9 protein-coding genes and 1 pseudogene are annotated in these 11,885 nt (G+C 68.4%); 3 read left to right on the forward strand and 7 right to left on the reverse strand.

All coding sequences use genetic code 11. The features are described 5' to 3' along the window. Positions 1-100: 100 nt before the first annotated feature. From C1I99_RS00090 to C1I99_RS00100, 3 genes are all read right to left on the reverse strand, one after another. Positions 101-1,867: an RNA polymerase sigma factor gene (locus C1I99_RS00090; protein ID WP_111132095.1), complete on the reverse strand. Its 1,767-nt coding sequence runs from the start codon at positions 1,865-1,867 to the stop codon at positions 101-103. A 270-nt stretch (positions 1,868-2,137) separates the two neighbouring features. Next, positions 2,138-3,679, reverse strand: a complete 1,542-nt coding sequence (locus tag C1I99_RS00095) for an alginate lyase family protein (RefSeq protein WP_199561835.1) — start codon at positions 3,677-3,679, stop codon at positions 2,138-2,140. Positions 3,680-4,363: 684 nt separating this feature from the next. Then, positions 4,364-4,843: a MarR family winged helix-turn-helix transcriptional regulator gene (locus C1I99_RS00100; protein WP_111132096.1), complete on the reverse strand. Its 480-nt coding sequence runs from the start codon at positions 4,841-4,843 to the stop codon at positions 4,364-4,366. A 113-nt stretch (positions 4,844-4,956) separates the two neighbouring features. Here C1I99_RS00100 and C1I99_RS00105 point away from each other — a divergent pair, with 113 nt between their 5' ends. Next, positions 4,957-6,066, forward strand: a complete 1,110-nt coding sequence (locus C1I99_RS00105; RefSeq protein ID WP_111132097.1) for an epoxide hydrolase family protein — start codon at positions 4,957-4,959, stop codon at positions 6,064-6,066. On the opposite strand, the gene C1I99_RS00110 is transcribed toward C1I99_RS00105, so the two are convergent. Further along, complete coding sequence (locus C1I99_RS00110; RefSeq protein WP_111132098.1) at positions 6,063-6,413, reverse strand: hypothetical protein; 351 nt, start codon at positions 6,411-6,413, stop codon at positions 6,063-6,065. The two genes, C1I99_RS00105 and C1I99_RS00110, sit on opposite strands and share 4 nt — an antisense overlap. A 215-nt stretch (positions 6,414-6,628) precedes the next feature. On the opposite strand from C1I99_RS00110, the gene C1I99_RS00115 reads away from it, so the two are divergent. Both C1I99_RS00115 and C1I99_RS00120 read left to right on the forward strand, forming a co-directional pair. Then, positions 6,629-7,657 carry a hypothetical protein gene (locus C1I99_RS00115; protein ID WP_111132099.1) on the forward strand — a complete coding sequence of 343 codons (1,029 nt, stop codon included), beginning with the start codon at positions 6,629-6,631 and terminating at the stop codon, positions 7,655-7,657. A gap of 174 nt (positions 7,658-7,831) precedes the next feature. Continuing rightward, positions 7,832-9,082, forward strand: a complete 1,251-nt coding sequence (locus C1I99_RS00120; RefSeq protein ID WP_146603846.1) for a chymotrypsin family serine protease — start codon at positions 7,832-7,834, stop codon at positions 9,080-9,082. On the opposite strand, the pseudogene C1I99_RS33570 reads toward C1I99_RS00120, so the two are convergent. From C1I99_RS33570 to C1I99_RS00135, 3 genes and pseudogenes are all read right to left on the reverse strand, one after another. Next, a pseudogene (locus C1I99_RS33570) lies at positions 9,051-9,274 on the reverse strand (transposase); the annotation flags it as partial. The gene C1I99_RS00120 and the pseudogene C1I99_RS33570 overlap by 32 nt on opposite strands. 89 nt (positions 9,275-9,363) lie before the next feature. Beyond that, a complete protein-coding gene (locus C1I99_RS00130; protein ID WP_111132102.1) occupies positions 9,364-10,449 on the reverse strand; it encodes a nucleoside hydrolase in 1,086 nt (361 codons plus the stop codon). Between the two features lie 604 nt (positions 10,450-11,053). Continuing rightward, positions 11,054-11,611, reverse strand: a complete 558-nt coding sequence (locus tag C1I99_RS00135) for a hypothetical protein (RefSeq protein WP_111132103.1) — start codon at positions 11,609-11,611, stop codon at positions 11,054-11,056. Positions 11,612-11,885: the final 274 nt, after the last annotated feature.

An 11,885-nucleotide genomic window follows, 5' to 3' on the forward strand; every position in this document is an offset into this window, starting at 1 on the left:
CGCAGTCGTGAACCCCGGTGAGTGGGGTGACAGCTGTCCTGAAGTTGCCCGGCAGTCGCGCCGATTGCGCCTCGGACGCCAGGTCCCGGCAGGCACCGTCCTATCGGAGGTTGCTCTGCTGTCGCACGGTCGCGGGGTCCTGTGGGGTGGCGCGGGTCGCGTACTGCGGCACCGGACACGCGTCCGTGCCGTCGTCGCGGGTGAGGCCGTACCGGATGGGGTCTCCGTTCGGGTTCGGGGCGGTGCGGATGTCGCTGTCGATGGTGGTTCGGGTCACGATGGTGGCGTAGAGGTTGTAGTCGGCACCTCGCTCGTTGGACGTCAGGGTCACTTCGCCGTCGAGGTAGTAGTACTCCAGCGCCCACATCTGCTGGGCGCCATCGGGCAGTATCGCGTATCCGTGGCTGGGGTCGCCCATGCCGGTGGAGCCGGCGGGGGCGTCGGGGATCTGGTCGTCGAGGCGCCGGCCGCCGCCGGAGGCGACATGGAAGAGCTTGCCTTTCAGTCCCGTCCACGACGGCATGGTGACCATTCCGGTGCGCTGCGTGAACGCGACGGCAAACTCGATCCGGAGGTAGCCGCGTCCTCGGTAGGTGGCCCATTCGCCGCGATGGATCAGTGACGTGACGTTCGGCCGGGGATCGTGGTCGCCGCTGGCCACGACCGCCAGCGTGCCCTCCGGGCGAGCGGGCAGCGGCCGGGGCCTGCGGTTCCTGGGTGGTGCCGCGTCGACGCGGTCGACGACGCTTCCGTACCGGGCGGGGACGGCTGTGGGGGTCGAGGGTGCCGACCGTGACGGGCCCGGTGTGGCTGACGCCGGGGCGGTCCGCGCCGGTGCCGACGCGGTGACGGCCGCGGAGGGAGCCCGGCCACGGTCGGGGGCGTCGCCGGGTAGCGCGGCCACGATACCGCCGCTGACCGCGACAGCTCCGACCGTGGCCGCCACGGTCTTTGCCACCGTGGAGGCCGCCCACCAGCTTGCGCCCGAGGTCGCTGCCGTGTTCGCGCCAGCGGTCGTGGCGACCTGAACACCCTCGTGCAGAGTTCCGGGTGCGGGATTGGCCAAGAGGCCGGGTACGGGTGAAGCGGCGACGATCGACGGCGGCACCGGGAGCATCGCCACTCCGGCCAGGAGCCGGTCGGGAGGAATGAGACGGCGTTGGTGCAGGGTACACGTGGGACAGTCACGGAGGTGACGGCCCAGCCGCTTGCGCCATACGCCGCTGGGCTTGCCGTCCCAGGTCTCGATCACAAGCCCCAGAGCCGGGCAGAGCGGACGGGCCTGAAGCGCGTTCACGATGCAGCGCGCCAGCTCCAGTTGATCGCGCATCCGCTTGAGGCGGACGGCAGCGTGGCCGGCGGTGGTGCTGAGGGCAGTTGCCAGATCTGCCCGGGTGATGCTGCCGGCGACTTCCAGCCACCACAACGAGAGCAGGAAACGCTCGTCCGGTTCCAGCCAGCGAACGGCCTCCACAATCTGCCGGCGCTGCGCGGAGAGTCCCAGCCGTAGGACTGTCGCGTCGACGAAATCGGCCCCTGGGTCGGCGACGTCCATGACCAGGTCCAGCGAGCCGACGCGCTCGGTGGTGGTCCGGCGTCGCCGGATGCGTTCGGCGATCTGACGGTGCAGGATCGCGAGGATCCACCCGGAGAAGCGGGCCGGTTCGCGGAGCGAGGAGAGGTTCTCCACCACCCGGAGCAGCGTCTCCTGCACGACGTCGTCGACGTCGGCGTGTCTGTTGAGCGCACGTCCCGCGACGTTGTAGAGCATGGTCAGGTGAGCTTCGATCAGCTCACCGAGAGCGGCGCGGTCACCTTGTTGCGCCGCTACCACCCGGGCCGCTACTCCGGTCGCTTCTATCTGCATACGCTCTGATGTCTCCTGGCCCTGGCCGTACCCAGCAACGGCGCAGATGCATGATCGTGCACCGGCCACAGCGAGGTATCAACCTCCCCATGGGAAAGGACGGGTGGAGGGTGTCGGGCATTACCGGAATTCGTGTGCGACCTCGGGCCTCTGCGCCGAAGGCACCTGACATCCCCGAACCCATCCGGACGCCCCGTGGCGGCCCGGGCTGTCCCGGAGGCCGGGCCGGCCTCGGCACGGTCGGCCCGGTACCGGGATGGCCGGACAGCATCAGCGGCGGTGGTTCGGCGGTGGTCGGTGGTCTGCGGCCCTGCGGTAACGCAGGCGCAGCAGCAGGGCGCCACCGATGGTCGCCGCCACCGCGGTCGCGCCGGCCAGGCCCACGATCGTGCCCGTGCCGGGTTCGAGGCCCGACGGCTGCCCCGAAAGGTCGAATTCTTCGCTGCCCGTGGCGGCCACACCGCTGGCGCTGCCGGTCGGTCGCGTCGGTAGGACGCTGCGGATCGGGGCGCTCGCCGACGGGCCGGCCGATGTCGCGTGGGCTGACGCCGGGGCGGCCGGCGAGCGCGTGGCGGCCGGCGTTCCCGCCGGGGCGGGCGTGCGGTCCCGAGTGAAGAGCAGTGTCCCGAAGCCGAGCTGGTCATAGCCTCCGCTGTTGGGCCCGTAGTCTCCGCCGCCACCCTCTGTCCGAACGCGTGCGGCCATGGCAGTCACATTCGGAGCGGACAGGCCCCGGCGCTGCACGTAGTGGTTGTAGACCACTTCCCAGACCGGCCGAAGCTGGCCACGGGACGCCGCGGAAACCGTTGTCTGCTCACGAGGAGCGCAGGTGGTGTGGTGCCCCCACTTGTAGTTGGTGAACGGAACGTCCTTGCCGAGGTTGTACCGTGCAACGTACTCCGCGCCCTTGAGGAAACGATTGTCGTCGTAGCCGTACAGGTCCACGCCCTGGTTCCAGGCCATCTCGCAGACGGTGCCCATCAGGCCGATGCCCATCACCGTGTGCCCCTGGTCACGGCCGCTCTCCTGCCACTGCCCCAGTTCGCCGCCGTGCACGAACGGAATCGCGTTGCGGAACGCGCCGTTGCCCGCGCCCGTCCGCAAGTAGTCGACCGCCCGGTCGAACAGCGGGCGGTCGTCGCAGAGAATGCCGATCGCCATGATCGACGCGATCGTGCACAGATCCCAGTTCGCCCAGTAGTTGGTGATACACGCCCCGTTGTGGCGACGCAGGAAGTCGTCGTTCAGCGGATAGAAGACTTTCATCAGCAGGTCCTGCGCCCGGACGAGATCGAAGCCGTCGTAGCCGCGCATCAGCTCGGCGGCATTGGCGAACTGGTAGCCGTAGATACCGGCGGCGAGGAAGCGGTCCGCGTTCCCGGTAACCGTGGTCAGCGACTGAGACCAGATGTTGAAGATGTCCCGGGCGGTGTCCCCGTGCGCCGTGTCGCCCGCGATGCGCCAGCGTAGTGCGTTCTGGTATGCCGCGTGCACGTCGAGGTAGAACTGCGGGTAGTTCTGCCCCGTGCCGCCGCGGACCACGGTCGACAGCGGCCGCGGCTTCCAACTGCTCTGCGAGCGGCCGTTCCCGGCCAACCGGGCCCAGCCGGCGGTCACCACAGCGTCGCCGGCCGCAAGTTTCGCCCGGATCCGGTCGAAGTCCTCGCTGGTGTGCAGCAGGCCGGGATGGGCGAACCGCGGCGCGCGGGCCACCGCTGGTGCGGCATTCAGTCCGATGGCGACTCCGGCACCGACCGCTCCGGCACCGAGCAGCACCTGCCGGCGGTTGATGGAACCTTGCGACAACGACACGGGGTTCAGCCTTCCGCTAGAGCTGCGATCACCTGGATGACGCCGGCGACCGCACCGCCATTACGGAAACCCGCCAGCTACTCGCACGACCGGCAGTGACCACGCCGAGCTGACCCGCACCGCGACGGCGATGATGCGGTACGGCCGGGACGACCAGCACGGGATGCCGTGGTTGCAGTCCTGGACAGACGTGGCCCGCCCCTCGACGCGGATGTCGCAGTCACCGGACCGGCGGTGGTGAGGCTGCCTGTGCGCAGGCCTCGCTCGGCGCCCACGCGGCCTGGTCACCGCGGCGATCCAGTACGGGCACGTCAGCGTCAAATGACTCTCGGCTGCTCCGGCAACTATGCCTCCGGCTTTTCCCGACGACCTGGCCTTCGAGGAATGGCTCGCCCGCCTGGAAACCATGGCCGAGCCCACCAACGCCTTACCGACGGCGAACACGTGTCCGGCCCCGCCGCCGGCACCTACCGCAACCGCGTCACCGTTGCCACCCGCTTGCCGGACGGACGTGGCGGACCAACCGGGAAGCCGCCACCCTGCTGGCCAACCCGGACCTGCAGATCTTCACCGGCAAGGGCATGACCTGCGTACTCGACCCCGCGCGCGCCGCCTGCAGCGTCACCACCCGACGAACGCGGCACCCGCCGCACCCGCGACATCAATTCTTGGGGGCGTTCCCAGTCAGCGCCACGGCTCTTCGGGGGTGCCGGTTCGCCGGTTGTGGTGGTCCAACAGCCTGGACAGCAGCTCGGTCAACCGCTGTCGCTCCTCGGGTGACAGCGGAGCCAGCAGTTCGTCCTGGCATTCGGCCAGCTGCTTCTCCAGTCGCCGCAGCTGCCGCTTGCCGGCGGGGGTTAGCGAGATGATGTTGCGCCGCCGATCGGAGGGGTCCGGGGCGCGCTCGACCAGTTTGCGATCGGCGAGCTCGTTGATCGTCGCGACCATGTCGCTGACGTGGATGCCGCTACGGCGGCCCAGCGCGGCCTGGCTGGCCGGGCCGAACTGCTCCAGGGTCGCCAGCAGGCGGTAGTGGTAGCCGCGGGCGCCGACGGACGAGAACCCCTCGGCCACCAGGCGGTGTGCGTGGTTGGCGGTCTGGGTGAGCAGCCAGCTGGGCAGGCTTTCCCACCTGGCGGGCGTCTTCTCGGATGGGTTCTCCATGTGACAAGTCTAACGAGTCGTTGGAAGCACCAATGATTGTGATATCGTTTGGGCACCAAACGTTGGTCGTCCGAACATTTGGGCGCTAAATGAATCCCCCTGGAGTTAAGACCATGATCAAGCCGTTCCGCATCGACATCCCCCAGGCCGACCTCGACGACCTGACCGACCGGCTCTCCCGCACCCGTTGGCCTAACGAGGTCGCCGACGCCGGGTGGGACTACGGCTTCCCGCTGGCGCGGCTCAAGGAACTGGCCGAATACTGGCGCACCGGCTACGACTGGCGCGAGCACGAGGCCAAGCTCAACGAGCTTCCACACTTCACCACCGAGATCGACGGCCAGAACATCCACTTCGTCCACGTCCAGTCTTCGAAACCGGACGCGCTCGCGCTGATCCTCACCCACGGCTGGCCCGGTTCGTTCCTGGAGTTCCTCGACGTCATCGAGCCGCTGTCGCGCGACTTCCACCTGGTGATTCCGTCCATCCCGGGGTACGGCTTCTCCGGGCCGACCCACGAGCGCGGCTGGGATGCCGTCCGGATCGCGCGGGCCTGGGCCGAGCTGATGCGCCGTCTCGGGTACGAGCGCTACGGAGCGCAGGGCGGCGACTTCGGCGCGGGCATCTCCCTGGCGCTCGGCGCGGTGGCACCCGAGCAGGTCGTCGGCGTGCACGTCAACTACCTGCCGACCCGGCCGGTCCCGGACGCCGACATTGAACTGTCCGAGACAGATGAAGTCCGGCTGGACAAGATCAGGCACCTGATGGCGAACCGCCCACCCTATCAGGCTCTGCAGGCCCTCACCCCCCAGACCATCGGCTACGCGCTGACCGACTCGCCGGTCGGCCAGCTGGTCTGGATCGCCGAGCGCTTTGCGCATTGGACCGACCCTCGCTCGCAGATCAGCGACGATCGGATGCTCACCGACATCTCGCTGTACTGGCTGACCGCCACCGCGGCTTCCTCGGCGCGACTGCACCACGATGCTCCGCGGGGGCGGCCCGTGCCGTGCCAGGTGCCGGTTGGCGTGGCGGTGCTCCCGCACGACATCACACAGTCAGTGCGACCGCTGGCCGAGCGGCTGTACGACATCAGGCACTGGTCGGAGTTCGAGCGCGGCGGCCACTTCGCCGCGATGGAGGTGCCAGAGCTGCTCGCCGAGGACATCCGGGACTTCTTCCTCACCCACATCAAGTACAACGACCGGGCCGCCACCCGCTAGGTCAGTCGCCTCGGCGCGACACACCAGCCCTCGGCCGCGTGACCAGTTTTGGATCGAAGGGCTGAACACCCGCATGCCGGTGCGTGCGGCCTGGTCGATGGCGGCGAGGGTGCGTTGGTGGCGTACGGCGGTGTGAAGTCGGGATGGGCCGGGCGGTTGTCGCGGATGGCGGTGGCGAGGTACAGCGCGGCGATGTTGGCGACGGGCCCGCCGACCACCCCGGTCGGGACGGTTCGGTAGTGCGCCGGCACCGGGAAATCCTCCGGTACGCCGTCGACCGGTGCCACGCGCACGCGCCAGTCGGCCCAGTTCACGTACTCGCTGGTCCGGGCCGGGGTGACGGTCAAGGTGCCTTGCCGGCCACCTTGAGCAGGAACCCGTCCGGGCTCGGCGGCCGCGGGCGACCTCGGCGGTCACCGTACGCGCCACCGGCCGGCAACACAGCTCGCGGCTCCCGGCGATAGCATCAGTGGACCTCGACGGTGATCGATCGAGCCGTAACCGCTGTCCGGTCGACGCTGCGCCTTCCAGGCCCCTGCCTCAACTCACAGATTGCCGACAGATGCGCAAAATCCTCAGTGTGCTCGTGGCCCTGCTACTTCTCGCCCCGTTCCCGGCGGCCGCGCAGGCCGACTCGGGGACGGTCACGAGGGTGACGCTCACAAGTGCCAACAACTTCTACTCTCGGACAGAGGAGCGCCTGCTGCGCAGGACACTCACGCTCGCCGCCGGCGAGTCCCGCCACGTCCGGGGCCGGCTTGAGGCGACGAGCAGCGTGACACAGATCGCATCGATGAACAACACCCTCAAGTGTGTCGACTCGACCGGTGCTGTCGTCGGCGCGACCTCGACATCGTCCCGCAACCACGAAGGCTCTGACACCACGTACTACGCGAAGCCTGGACATCTACCGATCTACGCCGACCTGCTCTTCACCGCTCCGGCTGCCGGCACCTACACCTGCGGCCTCTACGGGTACACCGCCTCCAGCGCGCTCACCAACTACTACCTCACCGCCGTCGCCACCAGCACCTGGCTGGAGGTGAGCGACACCGACCAGGTGGGTGCGCGCTGGTGGCAGAACCCTGCCTGCAACAGCACCGGCACGTCCAGCACCTGCACCTACGTCGGCGCGGGTTCCTCGACGGCCTGGGTGTTCTACAACGACGGCACACCGGTGTACAAGTGGAACGCCGCCGCCAACGCCACCAGCGTGCAGGCGCTGGCCAACCTCGAACTCACCACGTGCTACACGGGTACCGCGTCGTGCAGCAGCAGCATCGACGCCTATGAGAAGCCGCGCGGCACCAACGCCGTGGTGGATGTGCGCTTCGAGATGATTCAGCTCGACACCACGGCGCACACCTGCCGCGCTACGAGGACCGCGACGTCCCACCGGACGATCCGCGACGACGCCCACCACTACGTCGCGAACTTCGCCCTGTCCGGCATCCCGATCGACCCGGCCTGCGGCACCCGCACCTTCATCATGCGGATCTTCGTCCAGCATGTCTCCGGCAACCCGATCAAGATCGACGGAGTGCAGAGCACCACGTCGCTGACGAACGGCATCGCCATGAACATCTTCTGACGAACCGGTTACACCAAGACGGGTCCAAACGCGTCACGCCTGGACCCGTCCCGCGCCCGGGGAGGGCGGCCTCCCGCAAGGCCGACCTGAGCACGACAACGGGGCAACCGAACGAGGCTTGCCGATGTATGGTCTGCCGATCGGCAAGAGCAACCGTCCACAGAGGGGGCTCCCGTGCGCAAACGCATGGTGTTCATGTGCTGCCTACTCACGACAATCGCAATCACCTCGTCCAGCGCCCAGGCCAAGGAGCCAGCAGGGAAGAAGGCGACAGCGAGGCCGGCCGCGGGGGTCGGCTTCGCAGCGGCCGTCGACGTCGAGGCGATGACCGCGCAGTTCCACCGACTGGAAGCCATCGCCGCCGCGCACCCGAACGGCGCGGGCGGCACCTACTTCGACGAGGCGACCGGGCAACTGGTGGTCCGCCAGGTGGCCAACGCCGAGGGTGCCCGGCTGAGGTCCGCGGTGAATCTCAGCGCCCGTCAGGCGGGCGAGGTTCCGGTCCGGTTCGAGACCGCCGCGGTCCCGATGAAGCGCCTGGAGGCCGCGGTCGCACAGCTGAAGCGCGACCGGGCCTGGGCCGGTGCCCACGCCGCCAGCGTGCAGCGCGTCACGTTGGACCGCCTGGCAGCCGAGATCGTCATCGAAGCATCCGGGGACGCGGACGCCCTCGTGGCCGCCGCGGTCAAGGCCACCGGGCTGACACCGCGGGTGTCCGTGACGGAATCCGGAATGGTGCCAGCCAGCCGCCGGGTTGACGTCCCCCCATACTACGGCGGGTTGGCGCTGTTCAACTACAACGTCACGGCCGCGGGGGACAACCCGCGCACCGTGGATGCGAACTGCACCACCGGCTTCCGGATGACGCGCGGTGGCACCAACAGCAACTGGGTGACGACCGCAGGGCACTGCGGCCCCAACGGCACCTACTACTGGCACAACGGTGGCTGGAACATCCGCGTCAGCTCGAACTACCTGACCCTCGGCACCGACGTCGCCATGCTTGCCGGCGAGAACGGCGCCTACTTCAGCCGCTACTCCTGGTTCGGCGAGCGCGACACGTCCACGGCCAACCCCGTCACGGCGAAACTGACTGGATGGCCCGCTGTCGGCTCCGCTCTCTACACCTCTGGAGCCAACGGTGGTCTGGTCTACGGTCGGGTCATCGACACTGGCGAAACCGGCTGTACGGGCTCGCCGGTGATCGAGATCGACACCATAAACGGGCACCCTGAAGATGGCGCCGTGCGACGCGGCGACTCGGGTGGCCCCGTTACCCGGTGGAACACCTCGACCTCGGCGACGAACGACCTCGTCGCCGTCGGCAGCGTCACCTGCACCAACTCGAGCAACGCCGCTCAGGTTGATCCGATCCACCGCATCGAGGCGGCCACGGGCGCCGTCGTCGTCGTCGGCGGCACCTGATCGGGAGCAGGAGTTGGCTGTCGTGGACGTTCGCGGCGGTGACCATGACAGTCAGGGGCAGACCGGCCCGGTCGCAGATCACGTGGATCTTGCCGCCCGGTCTGCCTCGGTCGACCGGGTTCGGGCCGGTCAGAACGCCCCCTTCACCGCCCGCACACTGATCGAGTCCACCACGGCCCTAGACCAGTCGATGCCGGCGACGCGGGCGGCGGTGACAGGGTGACGCCTTCGGCGGCGGCGTGGGCGAACACGTCCGCCAGGATGTGCCACCACCGACCGTCCTATTGCGCACAAGGTCGTAAGCGATCACCAGCCGGGCTTGCCCTTGATCGCGTCGTCCTCGGAGGGGCTTTCCTCGACGGCAGCGAGCACTCGTTCGACGAACAAAGCCGGCTGATCGACACTCGACCAGGCGTCGCAGCAACGATCGCACGCCCGCCGAGACTGGGACCGACGACAAACTGGTTCTGCGGCGTGGGATCGGGACTCGGCTGCCCGACCTCGAGGGTGAAACCGCCGTCGAAACATTTGTACGCGTCGGGGTTAAGCAGGTAGTTCACGGTGTGGGCGTCGAACGGGATCATCCCGCCAGGCGTTTCGGTAGCGTTGGGAAGGCTCGCCTCGCCGACGTACCGGCCGCCCGGCGATGGGCCGGAGGCGAGGCCGTGCAACTGTGGCGCCGAGATGGCAGCGGTGCTCGACACCTCGAACATCATCGCCACGAAGGAGATGTCCGAGTGCGCCAGCAGGATTTTCAGGGCGAGAGGGTCGACCGTGAAGTTCAGGTCTGGAACCGGTGTGCCGCCGAGGATCAGCGGCTCACCGTGGCCACCAGCGAGCGCGACGATCTTCTCCAGGTTGCGCGCCTCTATGGGGAAGTTCTGAACCAGGCACGCGAGGTCGGTGAACGGCCCAATCGCGAACACCGTCAGCGGACCCTCGCGGAGTTCGTCCGCCATGAAACGGACACCGTCGTTGACGCACCAGTCGGGCAGTTGCCGGCCATCGAAGAACTGCACGGGCGGGTTTGAGAACGGAACCTGCGCGCCGGGGACGACCGGGAAGCCGAGCTCGAGCTCGTGGAGGCCCCGCTCAGCGGCCCGCAGCTGGGGCAGCATGACATCGTTGCCGAAGGTGATCACGAGCCCACGTACATCGAACCGATCGCTGTTCGCAGCGGCCAGCGCGACCGCGTATGCGTCATCGACCGGCGCGGGCCCGGCCTCGCCGCCGAACCGACCATTGATCAACCCCAGCCCGAAGTCGGTCGAAAAGATCACTCGTGTGCGTTCGCCGTCAGAGGTTCGGTCGTCAGCCTCTCGATAGTCGCTAGGTGAGATGTCCTGGTACAGCCCCGACAGCGGCATCGGGGTGTTCTCCGCTACCACGCGTCACCGCCGCGCCGACACCCCATCACAGGTGCGGCATAAGCCGTCGCGAAGGCTCCACCTGAGTCGACCAGGACCTTGCGGCGCCAACGCCTCGGTGAGCACACCGCACCGGCTTGCCGGCCCTCGGTCGCTCGTACCCGTGCCTACCACTCGTGTTCGCCTACGTCGACGGGCGGCTCACTGACGACACCAAGCTGCCGTTGGAAGACCTACGAGATTCGTCCCGACGTTCGCGCCAATCCAATCGATGCTCCACGTTAACGTAGGACCCGGTGACGTACGGCTGGAAGCTTGCCGAGCTGGCTGGGGATACCTCGCCGCACGAAATGCAGCGGCTGCTGGCCGAGGCGCGGTGGGACGCGTCCCAACGAGGTCCAGCGCCTGTTCGCGAACACCAACACGGTGTACGGCATCAAGCAGTGGCAGGCCGGGTCACCTCCTCCGGCCGTACCGCAACCGACGCCACCTGATCCGGCCGGCCATGGTCGTGGCCGGCCGGCCGGGGGCGAGGCCGCCTTCCTGGCCCAGCTGCCCAGGACGCTGACCGCCGACACGCCGGGCGAGATGCCCCGCACGCAGCTCAACTCCAGGTGAGCATTCCGAGGCTGTAGTACCGGTTGAACCTCGCGTCGTCAAAGGCCTGGTTCGCCTCACCGTACGGCGGCTCCCGGTAACGGATCTTCCGAATCGGCCGGGACGGCGATGACACCCAGAGCTTGCAGGTCACCCATCGGGCGCCTGCGTGGTCGAACCGGTCCGGTGAGTCCGTCGTCCGGCAGTTCGGCAGATCGCCCCCGATCAGCACGATGCTGGCCAGTTCCCCGTCGCTGCGCAGTCCGTCGAAGCGGAGCATCTCCAGAGACATCGGGTTGCCGCTCTCGTTGGTGATGACGATTGTGGCGTAGTAAGCGGTGTTCTTCTTCAGCAGAGCGGCGCTGTTGTCGTCGAAGTTCCCGTCGATCTCGGAGCCGGGAACGTGCTGGATCTTCCGCACCACGATGCCGAGCACACCTTCTGTGTAGCCCCGGAGGGGGTGGTACTGGCGGATCGGCACGATCGCCTTCTGCCCGAACCGCAGTCGCGCCCCTGGACGGGTCATCCCCTCGGTGAGCCGGAGCGGCCCGGCCAGCGGTGCCATCGCATCGCGCGTCGGCTTCGTCGGCGGCGGAGTGGGGGTCTGCGTCGCGACTGTGGGCGTCGACACGGTCGGTGTGGACGCCGGCTGTGCGGTGCCGTCGTGTGCGGAACAACTCGCCGCCAGCAGGCTCGCCACCAGCAGGCCGGAGACGAGGACCGTTCGGTAGCGGCGGTGCGACCTGCGTGGTGGCGGCGACGCCCCCGCAGGTCCGGATAGGTTGCCCATACAGACAGTGTCTTCGGGCGCTGGTGTCGTGTCACTCCAGAGTTGAGGA

Origin of the sequence: Micromonospora deserti (assembly GCF_003236335.1) — a bacterium.
In the GTDB taxonomy this organism is placed as follows: domain Bacteria; phylum Actinomycetota; class Actinomycetes; order Mycobacteriales; family Micromonosporaceae; genus Micromonospora; species Micromonospora deserti.